At 70.4% G+C, this 19420-nt stretch carries 15 protein-coding genes and 1 pseudogene; 9 read left to right on the top strand and 7 right to left on the bottom strand.

The genetic code is table 11. From position 1 onward, the window contains the following. The 5 genes and pseudogenes from Q5425_RS01885 to Q5425_RS01905 form a co-directional block, all read left to right on the top strand. A pseudogene (locus Q5425_RS01885) lies at positions 1-81 on the top strand (RNA polymerase subunit sigma); the annotation flags it as partial. Between the two features lie 66 nt (positions 82-147). Then, entirely contained in the window at positions 148-711 is a 564-nt protein-coding gene (locus Q5425_RS01890; RefSeq protein WP_308670295.1) for a hypothetical protein, read from the top strand. A gap of 368 nt (positions 712-1079) precedes the next feature. Then, complete coding sequence (locus tag Q5425_RS01895) at positions 1080-1757, top strand: HU family DNA-binding protein (protein WP_308670296.1); 678 nt, start codon at positions 1080-1082, stop codon at positions 1755-1757. Between the two features lie 687 nt (positions 1758-2444). Then, positions 2445-2639 (top strand): hypothetical protein, encoded by a 195-nt coding sequence (locus tag Q5425_RS01900; protein ID WP_308670297.1) that lies wholly within the window; start codon positions 2445-2447, stop codon positions 2637-2639. 238 nt (positions 2640-2877) lie between these two features. Next, a complete protein-coding gene (locus Q5425_RS01905) occupies positions 2878-3291 on the top strand; it encodes an Lsr2 family protein (protein ID WP_308670298.1) in 414 nt (137 codons plus the stop codon). Between the two features lie 208 nt (positions 3292-3499). Here Q5425_RS01905 and Q5425_RS01910 read toward each other — a convergent pair whose 3' ends face one another. The 3 genes from Q5425_RS01910 to Q5425_RS01920 are packed head-to-tail and all read right to left on the bottom strand — an operon-like array spanning position 3500 to position 6664. Then, positions 3500-4099 carry a TetR/AcrR family transcriptional regulator gene (locus Q5425_RS01910; RefSeq protein ID WP_308670299.1) on the bottom strand — a complete coding sequence of 200 codons (600 nt, stop codon included), beginning with the start codon at positions 4097-4099 and terminating at the stop codon, positions 3500-3502. Positions 4100-4127: 28 nt separating this feature from the next. Next, a complete protein-coding gene (locus Q5425_RS01915; protein ID WP_308670300.1) occupies positions 4128-5210 on the bottom strand; it encodes a hypothetical protein in 1083 nt (360 codons plus the stop codon). Then, positions 5207-6664 carry an FAD-dependent monooxygenase gene (locus Q5425_RS01920; RefSeq protein ID WP_308670301.1) on the bottom strand — a complete coding sequence of 486 codons (1458 nt, stop codon included), beginning with the start codon at positions 6662-6664 and terminating at the stop codon, positions 5207-5209. Before Q5425_RS01920 ends, Q5425_RS01915 begins: the two co-directional genes overlap by 4 nt. 201 nt (positions 6665-6865) lie before the next feature. On the opposite strand from Q5425_RS01920, the gene Q5425_RS01925 reads away from it, so the two are divergent. After that, entirely contained in the window at positions 6866-7249 is a 384-nt protein-coding gene (locus Q5425_RS01925; protein WP_308670302.1) for a DUF6292 family protein, read from the top strand. Positions 7250-7282: 33 nt separating this feature from the next. On the opposite strand, the gene Q5425_RS01930 is transcribed toward Q5425_RS01925, so the two are convergent. From Q5425_RS01930 to Q5425_RS01940, 3 genes are read right to left on the bottom strand one after another with little or no spacing between them, the layout of a single operon-like run. Then, positions 7283-10333, bottom strand: coding sequence for a hypothetical protein (locus Q5425_RS01930; protein WP_396135118.1), 3051 nt, complete (start codon positions 10331-10333; stop codon positions 7283-7285). After that, complete coding sequence (locus Q5425_RS01935) at positions 10246-11013, bottom strand: ATP-binding protein (protein WP_308670304.1); 768 nt, start codon at positions 11011-11013, stop codon at positions 10246-10248. The genes Q5425_RS01930 and Q5425_RS01935 overlap by 88 nt, the downstream gene beginning before the upstream one ends. Then, on the bottom strand, positions 11013-12188 hold the full coding sequence (locus Q5425_RS01940; RefSeq protein ID WP_308670305.1) for a toll/interleukin-1 receptor domain-containing protein: 1176 nt from the start codon (positions 12186-12188) through the stop codon (positions 11013-11015). The genes Q5425_RS01935 and Q5425_RS01940 overlap by 1 nt, the downstream gene beginning before the upstream one ends. Before the next feature lie 293 nt (positions 12189-12481). Between Q5425_RS01940 and Q5425_RS01945 the strand changes: the two genes are divergently transcribed. The 3 genes from Q5425_RS01945 (at position 12482) to Q5425_RS01955 (ending at position 17769) form a co-directional block, all read left to right on the top strand. Then, the gene (locus Q5425_RS01945) at positions 12482-13516 is read left to right on the top strand and encodes a GlxA family transcriptional regulator (protein WP_396135115.1); all 1035 of its coding nucleotides are present in this window, start codon (positions 12482-12484) and stop codon (positions 13514-13516) included. Positions 13517-13611: 95 nt separating this feature from the next. Further along, positions 13612-13992, top strand: a complete 381-nt coding sequence (locus Q5425_RS01950; RefSeq protein WP_308670306.1) for a peptidase inhibitor family I36 protein — start codon at positions 13612-13614, stop codon at positions 13990-13992. A gap of 1698 nt (positions 13993-15690) precedes the next feature. Then, complete coding sequence (locus tag Q5425_RS01955; protein ID WP_308670307.1) at positions 15691-17769, top strand: NB-ARC domain-containing protein; 2079 nt, start codon at positions 15691-15693, stop codon at positions 17767-17769. A gap of 8 nt (positions 17770-17777) precedes the next feature. On the opposite strand, the gene Q5425_RS01960 is transcribed toward Q5425_RS01955, so the two are convergent. After that, positions 17778-19406 (bottom strand): hypothetical protein, encoded by a 1629-nt coding sequence (locus Q5425_RS01960; RefSeq protein ID WP_308670308.1) that lies wholly within the window; start codon positions 19404-19406, stop codon positions 17778-17780. Positions 19407-19420: the final 14 nt, after the last annotated feature.

Consider the following 19420-nt stretch of genomic DNA (forward strand, 5'->3'; position numbering starts at 1 on the left):
ACCCCCGGCGCCGTCCGCGTCGCCCAGCACCGCGCCCTCGCGCGGCTGAGAAAGGTCCTGGCCGCGGAGGAGGTGATCTGAGTGAGCCGAAGGCCGGTGACGAGGCCCGGGGAACCCTGGGCGTACCAGGCTGTCCACCGGTCGATCGTGGCCGTCGACGTCGCGGGGTACGGGGACAGCCGCAGGACCAGCCCTCACCGGCTGGTCCTGCGGCAGGCGCTCTACCAGGCCCTGCAGCAGGCCTTCGGCGTGGCACGAGTGCCCTGGCAGGCCTGTCAGCACATCGACTGCGGCGACGGCGTACTGGTGCTCGTCCCTCCCGAGATCCCCAAGAGTGCCCTCGCAGACTCACTCCCTCGCGCGCTGACCGACCGCCTGCGGCGCCACAACGATCTGCACCCACCGGAAGAGCAGCTCGGTCTGCGGATGGCTCTGCACGCCGGAGAGATCGTCCGCGACGAGTACGGAGTTACTGCGCCGTCGATCAATCACGCGTTCCGGCTCCTCGCGGCACCGCCGGTCAAGGCCGCGTTGGCTGCCGCGGGACCGCTGGTCATGGTCACTTCCGCTTGGTTCTACGACGAGGTGGTGCGGCAGTGCCCCACGATCGACTCCGGCGCGTTCCGCCCGGTCGAGGTCGCGGTGAAGGAGACCTATGCGGTCGGGTGGCTGGCTCTCCCGGGGACCACTGCGGCGCCCCGGCACCCCTGACTCGGGCCTGTCGGGCCGGCCCGCGATCCCCGCCCGCTGCGCGGGATCGGGCCGGGGGTGGCCTCGGCCACCCGCCGGGACGCCCGCTCCGGCGTGTCGCGGGAAAAGTTCTCCGGAAGGGCCTCGGGTCCTATATGGACGACCACTGTGGACGGCTCCGGAACCGGGTTTTGCCTGTTCAGAGCCGTGCCGGGGGTCCGGGCCGCGCTCCGGGCGGCGTCCGGGGGAGGGCCTTCCGGAGGCGGAACCCGCCCCCGTACAAGGAAATATTTCGACCCCCGGTTGGATTTTGTGCGGTATTGGTAATACCGTGTGCAGTGTCGGCCGAGATGGGCCGTGTACTAGTAGTTCCACTATGGAGGACTGGAATGACGAACAAGGCCCAGCTGATCGAGGCGCTGTCGGAGCGTCTGGGCGACAAGAAGGTGGCTTCGCAGGCCGTTGACGGTCTGGTGGACATCATCATCCGGACGGTCAACAAGGGCGAAAAGGTCAACATCACCGGCTTCGGGGTGTTCGAGAAGCGCGCCCGCGCCGCTCGCACCGCCCGCAACCCGCGCACCGGTGAGGCCGTGAAGGTCAAGAAGACCAACGTGCCCGCCTTCCGCGCCGGCACCACCTTCAAGGACGTCATCTCCGGCACCAAGAAGCTGCCCAAGGCGACGCCGGTCAAGCGCGCCAGCGCGGCCACCAGCACGCGGGCGACCGCCACCAAGGCCGCCGCCACCGCTGCGCCGGCCAAGGCGACGACGACCCGCACCACCCGTGCGGCGGCGGCCAAGCCGGCCACCACGCGCTCGACCACCACGCGGACCCGCGCCACCGCGGCGAAGCCGGCCGCCAAGGCCACCACCGCCACCAAGGCGGCCCCGAAGACCGCCGCGTCCAAGACGACGGCGGCCAAGGCCACCACGGCGAAGGCGACCACCACGCGGGCCAAGACCGCCGCCGCCAAGCCGGCGGCCGCGACCAAGACCGCCGCGGCGAAGAAAACCACGGCAGCCAAGGCCCCGGCCAAGCGCACGTCGGCGGCCAAGAAGAAGTAGTAACCAGGGTTCACTCCCGGAAGGGCCCCGCACCGGCTGGTGCGGGGCCCTTCCGGCGTCCGGGGGTAGGGCTGAGGCCGCCGCTCCCGGCCTGCGGGGGAAATGTGGAGCGCCGGAGTGCCGATCGGGTGCCGACCGCTCTGGGGCCGCTTGAACGCCGCCGCCGGCGCTTTCCCACGCGGTGCGCCCGGCGGCTGCTGTGCGGACAGCCGATGGCGGGACGCCGGCCCGGCGAGGGAAGGCCCCGCCGGGGCTCGACACGTTTCGAGCCGCCGGCACCGCCCACAGGGACACAGCCCGGCTCAACACCGTTTCCAGCGCAACGGCGCCACCTCGCGGACATCGCCCGGCTCAACGCAGTTTCCCGGCAAAGCTCACCGGCGCCGCCCCCAAGGACACAGCCCCGCTTAACACCGTTTCCAGCGCAACGAGCTCACCGGCGCCGCCACGCGGACATCGCACCCCGCCCGGCAAAGAACCACCACTACCGCTTCCCTTCCCCTCCGCGAAGCACTTCGGAACCGGTCCCGGTCACCGGCACCCACCCCCGGCAATTCCCCCGCCTGTTCTAGGCCACTCGTTGGGGTGAACGCACGCCAAGGCGGTTTCCCCGCTCCCCCGACGGTTGCCTTCGCGGCTGCGCGGGTAGCCGTCGAAGACGGAAACGACCCTCGGCAAGGAGTGGTGATGACGGGGAACGAAAACCGGCCCGGCGATCCCGAAGCGGACCTCGCCCACAGCCGCCGGCTCATCAAAGAAGCCAAAGAAGCGGCCGAGGAGGCGCACCTGGCCGATCCCGCCGAAGGCGCCGCCGACGAGGCGCTGGCGACCGATCCGCCCTACCACCACGGTGAACAGGGTTCCACGCCCTCGGGTACCTAGATTTGCGCCGGTAATGCCGCCTCGCCGGCGTTCCGCCCGGGTCGCGGCCTTTCCGCCCGGAACTCCGGCGGCGGCCCGGTCCTATCAGGACCACCCGGGCCGCCGCCGTTCCGCGTTGTCGACAGGAAATTGCCGTACCTCTCCCCGGGTGGATACACTCCACCGAAGAACGCCGACCATTGTGCAACTTGTCACATGTCGCGTTCCCCGGACGCACATCCAGCTGAGGAGCATTCACGTGGCCCAGAAAGTCCTCGTCGAGATCCTGGACGACATCGACGGCACCACCGCCGCCCAGACCGTTCAGTTCGGCCTCGACGGCGTCACCTACGAAATCGACCTTTCGGACGAGAACGCCACCGCCCTGCGCGACGAACTGGCCCGCTTCATCGCGGCCGGCCGGCGCATCGGCGGCCGCAAGGTCCGCGTCGCCACCGGGCAGTCGACCACGACCAGCACGACCGACCGCGAGCGCAACCAGCAGATCCGCGCCTGGGCCAACGCGAACGGCTACGAGGTCTCCGAGCGGGGACGCCTGTCCTCCGAGGTGATCGCCGCCTACGAGCAGGCCCAGGTCGAAGAGGCCGAGGCGCCCGCGGCGCCGCCGCGCAAGCGCGCCCCGCGCAAGAGGGTCGCCGCCGCCAAGAAGTAACGCGGTGGCCGGGAGATCACTGGGGAAAGATCACGGTAGCCGGCCGCCCGGCGGCGAGGGCGCACCCCTCGCCGCCGATGCCGGGCCCGGCATTCCGGGCCGCGCGTGGGCGGCATCACACATCCCGCGTTGTCAGGAATTGTCAGCGCATTCCGCCGGGCCTTTCCGCAAAACCTGAGCGCGACCGCGGGAGCACCCAGAGCGAGAATCAGGAGCGCAGCGCCGGCCCGATCCAGCGGCGGACCAGCGCCCGCAGCTCGTCATCGGTGTGCGGCGGCGTCGACGGGTACTGCAGGAACGACAGGAAGAGCCGCATCAGGACCTCGGCGAGCCCCTGCAGCTCCGCCTCGGTGGTGATCCCGGCGGCCGCCCAGTCCACCGGCACGTTGCGCAGGATCCCCGCGCCGAACGAAAACGCGAGCGGGGACAGGACGCCGTCGGTGAAGTAGTCGGCTTCGCCCGCCTGCAGGAGCAGTCCCATGTGCGGCTCGCCGGGGATCGCCCGGACGGCGAACACCACGGACTCCACGGCGGCTTCGGCGGCACTGCCCGATGCCGCGAGGTGCCGTGCCATCCGCCCGGCGAACTCCTCGACGCCGGCCAGCGCGACCGCCCGCAGGATGTCCTTCAGCCCCGGGAAGTAGCGGTAGACGGTCTGCCGGGTGACGCCCGCCTCGGCGGCGACGTCGGAGAGGCTCGTCTTGGCCAGGCCGGCGCGGTCGAGGCACGCCGTTGCGGCTTCGACGATCCGGCGGCGTGCCTCGTCTTCGGTGCCGGGCGGGTTGCCCTGCCATCCGTGGTGCCCCATGTGGTCCATCTTCCCCGAGCCGGCGAGCTCAGCCGGGGGCAGGTGCCCCGGGGTTCTTCCGGAACAGCGCGATCAGCAGCAGCCCGGCCGCGGCGAAGCAGGCGAGCGCGTAGAGCCCGCTGCCGATCGGGGTGCCGTCCGCGGTGACGCCGTCGTGCGCGGCGAAGTAGGCCGGGAGGGCACCGATCCAGAACACCGCCAGCGCGCCCAGGTAGGCGGCCGGGTACCACCGCGTGAACGCGGACAAGGGCTCGCGGCGGGGAGACCGCAGGGCGGACCCGGCGATCCCGGCGCCGGCCAGCCAGATCAGCGCCAGCTCGGCGCCGAGGATCCAGGCCCGCGCGGTGGTGTGCTCGCCGGCGAGCCCCGACGGGATCCCGGCGATCGCCATGGCCGGCGGGGTGAGGACGCCCGCCAGCAGCGTCCGCAGCACCAGCGGCCACCCGCGGCGCGGCACCGGGCCGCCGGTGAGGCGCACGACCAGGTACGTCATGGCGGCCATCGAAACCGAAGCGAACAGCACCATGCTGGTCATCGGCACCGACGCGAGCGCCGGGTGGTTCACGACGGTGTTGCCCGGGTTCCAGGCCCACCACTTCAGCTGCGGGCCGAGGTGGTCGAAGACTTCGTAGAACACCTGGCAGACGAAGGCCACGGCCACGGAACCGGTCAGCGCACCCCGCCGGAAGATCCCGAGCGAGCGCACGACCTCGTAGGCGAGCTGGCTGATCACCGGGTAGAACGCCACGATGTAGAGCGGCAACCGGTCCGCCATGAACTGCACGGTGAACCGGTTGTGGGCGAAGATGAAGCCGTAGAGCCGGTCGAGGCCGAACCACTCCGGGAAGTACAGCGGCGGCTCGGTCACGAAGAGGTAGACCAGCGAGGCGCACCACAGCGCCAGGTTCACCGGATCGCCCTCGCGGCGACGGCGGAGCGCGTGCACCAGCGCGAACACCGCGCCGGCGACGATCAGCACCTCCAGCAGCGGCATCGTCCAGTGGGTCGGCGCCCACGGCGGGCGGAGCGAAACCACCGGCGAGACGTCGTGGCAGTCGAAACCGAGGCCGCGGGTGACGGCTTCGGCGTCCGGCCCGCACGCCGCGCTCATCGCGCGGTCGCCGTGGCCGGCGAGTAGTCGGTGGCCGGCGGCTCGGCCTGGGGGTCGAACCCGGACGGAACCCGGTGGCGGCCCAGCGCCGCGCGGACGCGGTAGCGCACCAGCCCCGCGAGCACCCGCGGGTTGCGCAGCATCTCCCCCAGCGGCTCGTCGAGGTTGAACACCTTCGCGAAGTGCTCGTCGACCACCTCGTCTTCGCGGGCGGCGCCGACGATGAGACTGAACGCCGGAGCCGACACGGCCGCGACGATGCGCCGCCGCCACTCGGGCAGTTTCTCGGTGCCCACCGCACACGCGTAGCCCTGGTCCCTGGCCATCGCCAGGGACCACGGCACGCGCAGCAACGCGCGTTGTGCCGCGTAGAAGCTCGAGGAGAACTTCGCGTCGAGCCGCCCGGCGCGGGACAGGTGCTCGCGCAGCAGCAGCGCCGAGGCCGACGCGGAGCTGATCCCCTGGGCGTAGAAGGGGTTGAACGCGCAGATCGAGTCGCCGACGAACACCAGCCGCCGCGGCGGGGTGCGCAGGCGGTCGTAGCGCCGCCACTTGTTGCCGGTCGAGCGGGTGAGGTGCACCGGCGACGCGGGGGCGCACCGGTCCATCGCGGCGGCGAACAACGGCGTCCGCACCCGGCGCGCCGTTTCGACGAACGCGTCGGTGCTGCTGGGCATCTCCAGTCCCCACGACCCCATGCAGGCGATGACGCGGTTGCCTTCGATCGGGAAGAAGTTGACCAGGAACTCGTGCTCGGCGGGGTGTTCGCCCTTGTCCGGCGTCGGCATGATCACCAGGTGCCGCCACCACCACGACGCGGGGCGTTCGGCGGGCAGGTCGTACCAGCGCGAGGTGTAGGTGACTTTGGCGTCGAGCGTCTGCACCTCGGGTTCGGGCCAGCCGGCCGCCGCCAGCCAGCCGGCGACCGGGGAACCGCGGCCCATCGCGTCCACCACGAAGTCGGCGTCGACGTGCTCCTCGCCGTCGGAGGCGGTGAAGCCGACCCCGGTGATCTCCCCGTCTTCCGTGGTGAGCCCACGCACCGCGACCCCTTCGCGGACGACGACGTTGGCCAGCTCGCGCACCTTGTCCCGCAGCACCCGTTCGATGAGGATCCGCGAGCCGTAGACCATCGTCATGGCGCTGCGCTTGCGGGCCGACCAGCCCGGCCCGTCGAGGTAGGCGGCATCCATGGACGGCATCAGCAGCAGCCCGCCCGCCGCGATGAGGTCGTCCTCGAACCCGGGGAACAGCGCCCCGATCGCGCGGCGGCCCGAGTTCAGCAGGAAGTGCGGGTGCTTGCTCTGCGGCACGCCGCGGCGGTGCTCGGCCCCGGCGGGCAGTTCGTCGCGTTCCAGCACCAGCACGCGGTCGAAGTGGGGGGCGAGCGCGCCGGCGGCGCACAGACCGGCGGCGCTGCCACCGAGGACGACGGCGGTCTTGCCGAGCCGCATGCGGATCAACTCCCGTCATTCATACAAAGAGACAATGAATGTATGAATGACCGCGACCGCGTGTCAAGCCCCCTCCGGTGTCCACAGTGGACGCTCCGGCCCGATTCGCCGGGGATTTCCGGGAGGCGCAGTCCTCGCCGGGTCCGGCGTTTCCCGCCCCGCCGCCGCGGGTAGCCACCCCCCGGCGACAGGAGGCGGGCCATGACCGACCACGAACCGTCCACGGCCGCGCACATGCAGGCCGTGGCCGCGGAACTCGGGCTGCAGCCCGAGGACACGCGCTCGCACACCGGCGACTTCGCGGGCGGGCAGATCCGGCTCGCGGGCCTCACCGCCGACCGCGAATCGAGCGACTACCTGCTGCGCTGGACCCCCGGCGAAGGCTGGCAGCTCGCCGCGGAGGACGGCCCGTCCCGCGAGCTGCGGACCGTCGCCGAGCTGCCGGGCCGGCAGCAGCACCAGCCCGAATCGGTGGCCGACTTCGTCCTCACCGCCCTGACCTCGCGCGGGGAACGCCCGGTGCGCCGGTCGGACGAGCCGGGACCGGAGACCCTCCCGCGAGAACCGGCTCAGCGGCGCTGGTAGCCACGGACCCGGCGACGAACAGCCCGGAGTCCGTCACGCACAAGGCAGGTCGGTGAGCGCACCCGGCGAAACCTTGGTGATCTCCTCGGCAGCCAGCGGACGGCCGACGGCTCGGCAGAGTTCCGCGAACCACGTGTCCGGGTTCAGGGTCACCGCAAAAGGCGCGGTCCTGGTGTCGACCACAAGGGTGTCTCCCTCAACGCGCAAGCTGCCGGCGACCGACGGGTCGGAAGTGATCCGCACGGTGCTGACGAAGCCGCGGGCGAAGTCCCAAGCGGTGACATCGGGCCAGCCCTCCGCGAGAACGGTGTCCCCGCGGCCGAAAGCGACGAGATGCCCCGGGACCGGGACCGGTCCGGCGATCCTGGCTCCGCTCTCGAGATCCCACACCGCCGGCCCGCCTTCGGGCGACAGGATCGCGATCTTCGCCCCCGCGGTGTCGATCACCGCCGAGCTCGAGGTGCCCTCCGCCACGGCGAACCCGAGCGGAACGGTCTTCACGACGAGCCGGCGTTCGACGTCCCGGATCCGCAGCACATCCGCCTGCACGGTGACGACCTCGTGCGGATGGCCCGGCCGGACCAGAACCACGTCCGGCTTCGTGCCGAACGGCACCGGTTCCCCCAGCGCGGCCCCGGTACCGGCGTCCCAGCGGTGGAGGAACGGCCCGCAGACCAGCGCCAGCTCCCGGTCCTGCGGGGTGAGCAGCGTGCTCTCGCCGGAGACACACGGCGACGCGGCGGCCGGCAGCCGGATCGTCCGCCGTGGCGTGAAGTACGGCGTGTCGAACACCGCGATCTCCGCGCCGCGGACGGCGACGACGTGGTTCCCGTCCGCGGTGAAGGCGGCCGAGGTGAAGTCGCCGGAATGAGCGCCGAGGACGGCACCGTCGGCGAGGTCCACCAGCTCGTGCCGCTCGCCGGCGGCCCGGAGGGCGTACCGGCCGGTGGGGTCCGGCCGTCCGCCGTCGACCGTGCTGTCAGGCACCTCGGGCGCCCGCAGGGTGAGCACCGACTTCCCCGCCTGCCGGCGGATCAGCAGGTCGCCGTTGTGGTCCGGCGCCGCCGTCGCCACAAAAGCGGTCTGCTCCGGGATCGCGGGTGCGCGGAAGAGGTAGTGCTTGCGCGTCACCAGGTCGACGGCGATCCCCGCCCGGTAGGGGTCGGCGGTGCTGCCGTCGAACCCGAAAAGGTAGCGCCCGCTTCGGTCGAGGACCGGGTCCGGACACGGGAAGGACGGGATGACGTACTTGTCCGCACCGGTCGCGACGGCGACGACGTGCACGGTCCCGTGCAGGTCGCACGTCACCACGGTGGCGCCGTTTTCGGCCGGGAGCGCCCCGGCCGGCAGGCCGCGGATCTTCTCCCCGGTGGCGATCCGGATCACCGCGCCCGGCAGGGGCTGCGGTTCGGTGAAAACGGGAGTGGACGGCGCCGGAGCCACCTCGACGAAGGTGTCGGATCCGGCCCCGAACGTCGCGTCGAACCCCGGCGGGAGGTCGTCGTGCCGTTCGTAGACGACCCGCCGGGCCGTCAGGTCCACCACGGCGAGCGGGGTGGGCCACTTGGGGTTGAGCTCGGCCCGGGGCCGCGCCCACAGCAGCAGGTACCTGTTGTCGGGTGAGATGCGCAGGGAGTCGGCCATCGTCCGGTAGGGCGCGGTCGCCCCGGCCGGCGTGAACGGCCGTGGGTCACCGCCGCCGGTCCACAAGTTCAGGGAACCCGATGGGCCGACGAACGCGATCGTCTTGCCGTCCCGGCTGATCGCGAACGAGCCCACGCTGCCTTCGGCGATCGTCCGGGAGCTCGGCGCCGGGCCGAGCAGTCCGGTCTGGACGACGAGCCGGGTTCCCCCGCCGGCGGTCCGGCTCGCCATCGCGGCGGTGCCGCCGTCGGCGGAGAAAGTCCACCCGGGGAGCTTCGTGCCGCCGGCGACGTCGTGGTCGATGTGGTCGACCGAACCCATCGCCAGGTACTGCCGGAAGAGCGCCTCGTACGCTTCCTGCGTGCCGTTGTCGTTGTGCCACGCGGCCAAGGCGAGCTGGAGGGACCGGACCGGCTCGGCTTCGTCGCGCGAGGCGCGGCCGAGCATGTGCGACCCCTGCGTGTGCAGCTGCCGTTCGTTCGCCACGCTCGTCCGCCACGCGAGGAGCCCGGCGATCGAGGCGATCACCACCAGCAACGCCAGCGAGACGACCGTCGCCCGCCGGATCTTCCTGGTGCGCTGCTCGTGGCGCCGCGACGCGTCCAGGAACTGCGCGCCGGTCGAGCTCAGTTCGAAGCGGTAGCGGGCTTCGGGCCGCTCGCCGGCGGTGTCCGTCGCCCACTCCAGCGCCGTCCGCAGTGCGTCGCCCCGGTACAGGCGGGAAGGCTCCCGGCCACCACGGTCCCAAGCCGTGGCGGCTTCTTCGACCTCCTGCCGCGTGAGGTGACCGGTGGGGTCCTCCTCGAGCCACTGCTCCAGTTCCGGCCAGCTGTGCAGGAGCACGTCGTGGGTGATCTGCACGGTGTCCTGCTGCCGGGTGAGCAGGCGGGCGTCGACGAACGCGTTCATCACCGCCGTCGCGGCAGGCGGTTGCGCGAACGAGCCGGTCAGCTCCGCCTGGGGCAGGCGGCGCCGGGTGGGATCGCTGTCGCCGCTCACCTTGATCAGGCGCAGGAACACGGCCTTCGCCAGCAGCCGGTCGCGCTTGTTCAAGCCGGCGAAGATTTTGTCGGCGGTCGTGGCGATGGCGTGCCGGATACCGCCGGTCTTCCGGTACCCCTCGACGGTCATTGTGGATCCGTGGCGTTCCCGCCAGGTGCCGCGCAGCGCGTGCGCGAGGAACGGCAGCCGGCCGGCCTCGTACCGGACCGGCGCGTCCGTGCCGGGGCCCGCGACCACGCCGAGGTCGCCGAGCAGCACGTCGACCAGCCCGTTTTCCAGCTCGAGGCCGACGTCGAGCGCGGGGTTGACGATCGCCTCGCGCAGCTGCGTCGCCGACAGCGGGCCGACGATCAGCGGCGCGTCCTCCAGCGCGGGGCGCAGTTGCGGACGGCTCGAGAGCTGCTCGTAGAGATCCGCGCGGACACCGAGGACGACCAGGCCGAGCGGCCGCCGTCCGCGGCTCCGTCCGCCGCCCGGGCGAGGAAGCCGAGGAACGTCCTGCGCTGCGCCTCGTCTTCGCAGGCGTCGAACAGCTCCTCGAACTGGTCGACGATCACCACGAGCCGGGCGTCCGGGTGCTGCGCGCGGATCGTGGTCCGCAAATCCGCGATCAAGGAGTCCAGGCCGGCTTCGGCACCGGCCAGGAGCCGCTCCTGCAGCGTCGCCCGGTCGGTGCCGGTTTCCGCCGCCAGCCGCGACAACAGCGCGTCCAGGGGTTCGGCGGTGGGGGTCAGGAAAAGCGTGGGCCACGCGTGCGAACCCGGCAGCGCGGCCTGCCGGAGCCGGGGCACCAGGCCGGCGCCGAGGAGCGACGACTTCCCGGCCCCCGAGGGCGCGAGGACGAGCTGGATCCCGCCGCCGTCCCGGCGCCGGTCGAGCCGGCCGACCAGCTCCGCGACGAGCTGGTCCCGGCCGAAGAACCACTTGGCCTGGTCCGGCCGGAACGGGGACAAGCCGGGGTAGGGGCACTCGGGCGGTGGCCCGCCGGACGTCGTGCGCCGCGTCCCCTGCGGGTAGTGGATGTGCTGGTCCCGGCCGGCCTGGTGAATCGAGCCCGGGCCGTGGTGGTGCGCCTCGAGGTGCGGGCCCGCGCCGGTTTCCCCGTCGTCGTGCGCCATCACGCCCCGGTGATGTGCTGATCGCGCCCGGCCTGGAAGACCCGGCCGGTGCCGTAGTTGTACGCGGTCATCCTCGTCGTGCCGGAGACTTGCGAGACCTCGTCGTCGTCCGGCAGCGGCGCCCCGGCGGGCGGGGTGATCCGGTCGGCGTGGCCGGCGGTCAGGACGGCCATCAGGTCCGCGATCCCGTCCGCGTCGAGGGAGCCGACGTGGTACCGGTCCGCGGAATGGGGTTGCAGGAAGTAGGGGATTTCGGCCTTCGTGTGCCCGGGCAGCACCACCGGCAGCAGCTTGCGCTTCCACCGCGGCCGGTCGCCGTGCAGCTCGTCGCGGATGACCGCCGCTTCCGACTGGACGCCCGGGTTCCGGAGGGAATCGTCGAGGTCGTCGGCGGCCCGCTTGTAGTCCGGTGACGCGATGACGATCGTGAAGTCGCAGCGCACGATGGCCCGGACCGCCCAGGTCCCCCAGTCCTGCCGCCCCGGGGGCACCCACTGGTCGAGAACGACTTCGGCGCCGCTGTCCCGGAGGAGTTCGGCGAACCGGCGGACCTGGTCCTTGTGCGCCGGTGAGTCGTGGGCGTAGGAGACGAACACGGTCGGCGGGCGGTGGCCGTCCTCTCCGGGCTCCCCGTCGGTTCCGGGCAGCGGCACCGAGACGAACCGCTCGGCACCGAGGCGGACGTCGTCCCGCAGCAGCCCGGCGAAGGCGTCGAACTGGGTCTCGGTCAGGTCTTCCCGCGCCTGTTCCCACTGCCGCCGTCGCCAGTCGCCGGGCTCGAGCCGGGGCTCCCGGACCGCCACCCGCAGGTGCTCCCCCGGAACGGCCGTAACGCGGCCGAGGTCGAACATCCGCAGGACGAGCCGCGTCAGCACCGGAACGGCGACCAGGTCGTGGTGGGCGTGCGCCAGGGCCGTGGTGACGGCCACGCCGTTGTACAGCAGCCTGCCGGCAGCGTCGGGCACCTCGACCGGCCGCAGATCCCCCGGCGTGCCGAACGTCGCCAGTTCCGCACACTGCCGGGCAAGCGCGGCGACAACGGGGTACGGGTCCGCGTCCGGCAGCCCCAGCGCCACGACCATCCGGACGAGCGACGCCGCGGTCACCCGCCGGCTCCCCGCCTCGGTCCCGGCACCGGCGAGATCTGCGGGCTCGGCCGCACCGTCGGCCACCACCGATCGCCTCCTCCCGCCGCCACGCACGGCAACTGACGACGAGGCTACCGGCACCCACCCCACCCGATCGTGTGGATGATGCCCGAATCCGGCGACCTTACGGTGAATTGTCCCGCTTTTGTCCACTACCTGCGGAGAAAGCCTTCAGCAGCAATTCCACTGTGGACAGTGGGCCGCTTTCGGTCGTCTCGCTACCGGTCGCCGGGTTGCCTCCCCGAAACTCGACGTCTGCGCGACACTGGCAGTGAACCGGCGAACAGCCGACCGTCCTACCGGGCGAGGGGGCCTCGGACGTGAACACTGCAGTCACCGGGAACCGGCGGGTGCTGGTCGTCGCCTACGACGATGCGCAGATCCTCGACGTCGCCTGTCCGAGCGCGTCGCTCGAGATCGCGAACAGCCACGGCGCCGGGCCGCCGTACACCATCGAACTCGCCACCGTCAGCGGGAAGCCCGTGCGCAGCTCGTCCGGGATCGGGTTGACCGGGGCCCGGCGGCTCGCCTCCGTCACCGGCCGGATCGACACGTTGCTGATCGTCGGCGGTCACGGGACCGAAGCCGCCATGGCCGACGACGCGCTGCTGACGCAGGTGCGGCGGCTGGCTCCCCGGAGCCGGCGGATCGCCTCGGTGTGCACCGGGGCCTTCGTGCTCGCGGCGGCGGGACTGCTCGACGGGCGGCGAGCCACCACGCACTGGGGGTACGGCGAGCTCATGGCGTCGGTGTTCCCCGACGTCACCGTGGACCTCGCGCCGCTTTACGTCCGCGACGGCAACGTCTACACCTCCGCCGGCGTCACGAGTGCGCTCGACCTCACGCTGGCCCTGATCGAAGACGACCACGGCCCCACGCTGGCCCGCGAGGTGGCGCGGGAACTGGTCACCTACCTGCACCGCCCGGCGGACCAGGCCCAGATCAGCACGTTCCTCGCGCCGCCGCCGGGCGACCGGGTCGTCGGCGACCTGCTGGGCTACGTCAGCGCCCACCTCCCCGAGGACCTGAGCCCGTCGGCGCTGGCCGCACGGGCCGGGATCAGCACCCGCCACCTGAACCGGCTTTTCACGCGCCAGCTGGGCATCACCCCGGCTCGCGCCGTGCGCGAAGCGCGGACCGAGGCCGCCGCGCACTTGGTGCGGGGCAGCGAACTGTCCCTCGCCGCGGTCGCCCGCCGGTGCGGGTTCCGGTCGGCGGAGACGCTCCGGCAGGCGTTCCTCAGCCACTACGGGCTGAGCGGGGACACGATTCGCAGGATGGCGGACATGCCCCAACCACGGGACGACGACCAGCCGCAGACTTCCCGGCGCAAGGGGCGCACACACGGGGGGTAGGCCGCTTCCCCGGGGAGGGGAAGCGGCTTCCCGGACCGCAAGCCGGTTCAAGCCTCCGTGTACCGCGCCCGTCAACGGTTATGGAGGGAACCACCATGCGCCGAACTTTCACCAGGCTCTCGCTCACGTTGTCCGGAGCGGCGATGCTCGCCGGAGCGGTCGTCCCGACGGCGTCAGCCGGCACCCTGTCCCCGCTCCACGTCGACTCGCTGGGCGACTGCCCGAGCGGACGCGTCTGCATGTGGACGGCGGGCAACTTCGCGTACGCGCCGACGGCCTACCCGGCCGTGTCGTTCCGCTCGCTCAACCCGGGCGACCACGACGGGGTCAGCAGCTGGGCCAACAAGACGTCGTACCAGTACTGCCTGTACGACAACGGCAACACGATCCTCCTCGACACGCTGGCCCCGGGCCGCTCGCGCGGAACGATGCCCGCCGGCACCAACGATCGGGCGGACGCCTACGGGCGCTGCTGAACCGAACCGCAAGACGCCGGAGGCCCCGCACCGGCTCGGTGCGGGGCCTTCGGAGTGCTTCACACAGAACACATTCCAGCAGCACCGAGAGACTCCCGGCCTTCCCGCGGCTCGGACCGTCGTCGAGTACGGCCGGCGCCGACGAAACTATCTCCTGGATCTGGTCCCACATCGTCTACGGCCTGCCCTCTGCGCCGACATCGCCTCGGCCGCCCAACCGAGCACTCTCGGCGTCGCTGCCAGCCGACAGAGCACGTTTGTCGGGGCACGACCGCACCTCGCTCCTGCTCAGACCCTGTTGACCACGGCGATTCCGCACCTGCCCCGGCCCCGGGCGGTTCCGCACCCCGTTGCGATGGACGAAGCCCTGAGCCGTGATCTGGAACTCCCCCCCGTCCTGGCCCGCGCTTGCCTTGTCGCACAATCCGCCGCCGAACGTCTCGCCCCACCCGCTGCCGGCGTTGATTTGATGACCGGAGCCGGGCGCCCGGCTCGACGAACCGACCGGCAGCTTGCAGGTCGCCGTCAACGATGACACCAACGCCGCGCAGGTCACCGCCGTTGGGGGTACCCCGGTCAAGGTCACCCGCGACCGGAACCAGCTGCGGCGTCTCAGCGGTGAAGGAGCCCGGCTCGCCGCCGGCGTACCTTCCGCGAGCGGGTGGGGCACCGAACCGATCACCGGCACCGTGCGCCCGTGGCTCCAACCCCACACGCTCCACCGGATCACCGACTGGAGGTGCCTTGCCGGGTCTGCACAACAGAGGTTCAGGTCACCCGAAGTCCGCGCTTCGATCAACCCCGCGATCGTTTCGGCGCGGCGAATGCGCAATTTCATCGTCGATCCATGGATCCCATTGCCGCATCTCGGCCCGGAAGCTCTCAGCTCCACTTCGGACCCAGCGACGCGTCCATGAAACTCATCGGGCACGCCCTGACACGAGCGCGAACGAACCTACACATCTCACGCCAGGGCATTCGCGGACATCGGTTTCAGAGATCGACATGCGCACTCCGTCGAGCAAGAGCTTTTTTAACCAGCGCGCTGCCGTCCGCGAATAAGATATAACACTTACGTCACTCATTGATACCGATATCATAACATCCTAAATGAGGGTCAGCTCGGCCCTCCGAAGCGGCATGCGCGCACTCAGCCAAGGGGGCGCCACTCAGCGTGTTCGCTGTAGCAGCAGCCGAACCAGGTGCGACTGAAAAGCCATGACCCGTTGCCCGGTTTTCGCCCGCACCCCATGACCACGGACGAAACCACACGATGGGGGGCCGCGTCCGGCTTCGATGACACCGATTCGGGCCTTATCGTGCGGACCATGCCATGCTCATGCTTCTGCACGTGCACTCAGTCGGGTATCGAGGTAGGCGGTTCGCCACGCTGCGCCGCTGAACCGCGGGTCCCGTGTGACTTGAGTGAAGGCGTGAGAGTGACATCGTCGATGAGCGAGAAGCGCACTGTAACCACCTCCGAACCGTGCACAGCTTCCCTTTTTACCCTGATCAAGGGTGACGAACGGGCAATGCTGCCGCACGCAACGGCACAGAGTCTGATTATCGCACCGCCAGGAGTCGGCTACGGTGCGCCCAATGGGCTCAAAGCTGGAGAGCGACCGCAGAAGCACGGTATGGTGGGACGCTCCAGAACAACATCGCACGGCGTTGAGTCACTCGGCGGGGAGCGAGCGAATGAGCGCTGAGACCGAGTCCGACAGGCTCGCGGTACCGATCAGTCGTCGTACCCCGATGGCTCGTTCGACCTCGGCGCCTTACACGCTCAACGACACCCCTCAGCAACTCCCACCCGAACCCTCGTTGTTCGTCAACCGGTCACGAGAGCTTTCGGCAATTTCCGACAAGGTACGGAAAACGGAGGACAACCGGGCAGCCGTGATCGTGCTGAGCGGGCTGGGCGGTGTCGGGAAGACCGCAGCAGTGCTCAAGTGGGCTCACCACCACCTCGAGCGCTTCACCGAAGGCCAGCTGTATGCCGACCTCGCCGACTACCGACGTCCCGGCGGCGTCGAGCTTTCCGAGGTGCTGGGCAGCTTTCTCCGTGTCCTCGGCGTTCGCGAGGACTACCTGCCTTCATCGTTCCCGGAGCGGGCCGCGATGTTCCGGTCCCGCACCTTGACGAGGCGACTGCTGGTGGTGCTTGAAAACGCGGACCTGGCGGCACAGGTGCGGCCGTTGATCCCCGGTTCCAGCAAGAGCGTCGTCCTGGTCACCAGCCGTCGCAGACTGGGCAGCCTCATCACCGACGGCGCCGAATTCATCGATGTCGCCCCGCTGACAGTCTCCGACGGCAAGCTGCTGATGACGGAAATCGTGCCGGAGCTCCCGGCCAACGACCGCGCAGCCGTCGGCGAACTGGTCGGCTTGTGCGGGGGCCTCCCACTGGCGCTGTGCGTGGCCGGCGCCCAACTGGCCTTGCGGAAACAGTGGTCCATACCACGTCTGATCCGGTATCTCACGGACGAGCGGCACCGGCTCGACCGGCTGGAGTTCGAGGGCGAGGACGGAGTGCGGTCCATGTTCGACGCGGCTTACAGCGAACTACCGGCCGATGCCGGACGGGTGTACCGGCTGCTGGGACTCCATCCCGGCCCCCAGTTCTCGCTGAACGCGGCGGCCGCACTGGCCGGGCTGACCCTCGATGCCGCGGACGAGCTCCTCGGCGTCCTCCTTGCGTCGAACCTCCTTCAGGAACTCGGCAACGACCGCTACCGGATGCACGATCTCGTCCATTTGCATGCTCAGGCCGTGGCCGAGCGCGACGAGCCGAAGGAATCCGGCGACACCGCCGTCACGCGCATGATCGACTGGTACACGCGCGCCGCGGCCGCAGCCGATCGGGCCGTGATGGGCGACGGCCGGTGGCGAGTCTCCGGCCGGGCGCCCGAGGAGTCGGAGCCACGGTTCGATAAACCGGGCGCGATGGAGTGGTTTTCGGCAGAGCGATCCCACCTCCTCGCGGTCGTTCAGGAAGCGTGGCGTCGCGAGATGCTCGATACGGTGTGGTGGCTCTGCGAATCATTGTGGGCTTTCTACTACAATATGAAGGTTCATTCGGATTGGATCGCAACACACCGGCTCGGCGTTGTCGCAGCGCACCGGCGCGGAAACGGCTCCGCCGAAGCGCGCATCCGCAACCAGCTTGCCCGGGCGTTCATCGAATTACGTGATTTCGAATCGGCTGACGAACAGCTGACGGCGGCTATTGCAGTCGCAGAAGGTGACCTGCATGCAGAAGCTGTGATAGCGGAATCACGGGGACTCTTGTTTCGCGCTTTACGCCGTTACCGGGAGTCCGAAGAAAACCTGCGCCGGGCCCGCGATCTCAACCGACGTCTCGGCAGCGACCGCGGCGTGGTCATCCAGTCTTGCCAGCTCGGGGATCTGCTGATCCAAGCCGGGCACACTGACGACGGCCTGCGCACGCTCACCGAAGCAATGTCCATCGCCGAACAGATCCAGGACAGCATGTGCGCCGCGAAGGCGGGCATCGCGCTGGGTAGCGCCTACGAAAGCCTGGAACGCTTCGAGGACGCGCGATCCGTGCTGCGGTCCGCGATCCAGACGACTCGCGACAGCCGGCTACCGGTGAAAGAAGCTCAGGCGCTGGAAATCCTCGTCAAGGTCGCCCAGCACGACAACGACCGCGAACTGCTTCGGCACTCGGCCAAGCGACTCGTCCAGCTCTACGAAGCAACGGGAAGCCCTTCGGTCAACGTGGCCAAGAGCCTGCTCGATGAAGACCCGTCCTGACTGCCGGATCACGGCACGGGAGTGAAGTCGAAGCGCTCGACCTCCCCCGGCCGGTAGCTGTATGCCGCACTTCCCGGCCGATCGAGCGGATTGCCGTCCAGCCACATGCGGTGCAGCACAGTCGCCGCAGCGAACACGTCGTCGCAGGCGACGTCGACACGAGGGCCGCGCCGCCAGCGCACAGCGCACCCGCCGGCATAGCGGTAGGCGGCCACCAGAGCGTTGGGCATCTCGGTCGGGACCCGATCGCCTCCGGGCCCGTCCTCTCCGTACGGGGTCAGCGTCGCGTGCACCCACTTCTCACCTTCGGCCTTGGTGATCGGGTGTGAGCGGAGCAAGAGCTCGCTGTTGTACCGGTACGTCCCGTCCACTTCGGCATCGTCGGCAACCTGCCAGACGTCGTCATCCGGGCCCGCCCACGAATTCCGGGCGATCCGGGGATAGCGTTCGATGAGGACGGCGCCATCGCCCGGCTTGGCCTTCGTCGAGACGACCCAGGCGGTGATCCGGCGACCCGTGATGGGCTCGGGATCACCCACCGGGGTCATCCGAGGCGGCTCAGGAAGGTCGGAAAGCCCGGCAAGGGTCCGGACGACGAACCGCACGTTGGCCCACGCGCTGCCCTGCTCCTGGAAGATCGAATCCGCGACGGCCTGAGGGGACAGCCGGCGCGGGCCGCGCAGGTGGCGCTCGATCTGAGAGCGGAGATCTCCCTCGAGATCCAGCGGGATCGCCTGCTCGCACAGCCGCGCCAGGGGCGACCCGGGAACGAGCTCCTTCCGCCCGTCGGCGGCCAGGAGGAACCGGCATCCGATCGATGCGGCGTAAATGGACAGTGAGGAGTGGTCCCCGAGGCAGAGGTCGAGCGCGATCAAACCGGGCTCCCACGGCGTGTGGGGCGGAACGACGACGAGCCCGCTGTCCAGTTCTTCGCGCAGCTTCACCTTGATGCAGGCCGGCGAGTCGGCGAACCAGACGTTCGGGTGCATGATCAGCAACACCGAGTACTGATCCATCGGCAGCTGCGCGAGCAGCCTCATCGGCAGGCTCGCGCAGCTGCCCACCGTGGCGTTCTGCCCCCACGTCGACGTAACCGCGATCAGGATCTTGCCCGGGCAAATCCCGAAGCGCTCCCGAAATTCGTCGCGCCTGGACCGCGACGCGGCGATCCGATCGAACACCGGATCGCCGATGACCACGGCCCGGCCGGCGGCTTCGGGCGCGCTTACCCGCAGCCGCTCGGCCTGTTCCTCGTGGGACACGCCGATGGCGGTGGGGATCACCGTCCCCGCGGCCGTCGTCAGCTGGCCGCTCACCAGGCCGGTGGCGAACTGGTCGCTACCGCTCGACCAGGACACCAACCGCTGGTATCCGGCGCCGTGCGGGATCACGAAGACCAGGCCGCGAAGCTCACCGAGAGCAGCAGTGGCATGGGCGGCCAAGACGACGTCGAAACGGGTGATCTTCGCTTCCGCCCAGGTGAGCACCTCGAAGCCGAGCTGCTCGATGTGCGGCCCGAGACCCCGGGCAAACTTCGATCCTTTCTCGACGACGAACTTGATGTGCGGCGGCTCAGGGGACAGCGCCTCGAGCAGCGTGAGCATGCGGTCGAGGGTGGTGAAGGTGCGGACCACCATGAGGACCGAGTAGG

This window comes from Amycolatopsis sp. A133, from assembly GCF_031082405.1.
Classification (GTDB): domain Bacteria; phylum Actinomycetota; class Actinomycetes; order Mycobacteriales; family Pseudonocardiaceae; genus Amycolatopsis.

Coding starts and splice junctions, on each gene's coding strand:
- Q5425_RS01960 (WP_308670308.1), bottom strand. CDS start 19,406: ATGGTGGTCCGCACCTTCACCACCCTCGACCGCATGCTCACGCTGCTC.
- Q5425_RS01895 (WP_308670296.1), top strand. CDS start 1,080: ATGACGAACAAGGCCCAGCTGATCGAGGCGCTGTCGGAGCGTCTGGGC.
- Q5425_RS01910 (WP_308670299.1), bottom strand. CDS start 4,099: ATGGGGCACCACGGATGGCAGGGCAACCCGCCCGGCACCGAAGACGAG.
- Q5425_RS01900 (WP_308670297.1), top strand. CDS start 2,445: ATGACGGGGAACGAAAACCGGCCCGGCGATCCCGAAGCGGACCTCGCC.
- Q5425_RS01920 (WP_308670301.1), bottom strand. CDS start 6,664: ATGCGGCTCGGCAAGACCGCCGTCGTCCTCGGTGGCAGCGCCGCCGGT.
- Q5425_RS01950 (WP_308670306.1), top strand. CDS start 13,612: ATGCGCCGAACTTTCACCAGGCTCTCGCTCACGTTGTCCGGAGCGGCG.
- Q5425_RS01915 (WP_308670300.1), bottom strand. CDS start 5,210: ATGAGCGCGGCGTGCGGGCCGGACGCCGAAGCCGTCACCCGCGGCCTC.
- Q5425_RS01935 (WP_308670304.1), bottom strand. CDS start 11,013: ATGGCGCACGACGACGGGGAAACCGGCGCGGGCCCGCACCTCGAGGCG.
- Q5425_RS01925 (WP_308670302.1), top strand. CDS start 6,866: ATGACCGACCACGAACCGTCCACGGCCGCGCACATGCAGGCCGTGGCC.
- Q5425_RS01955 (WP_308670307.1), top strand. CDS start 15,691: ATGAGCGCTGAGACCGAGTCCGACAGGCTCGCGGTACCGATCAGTCGT.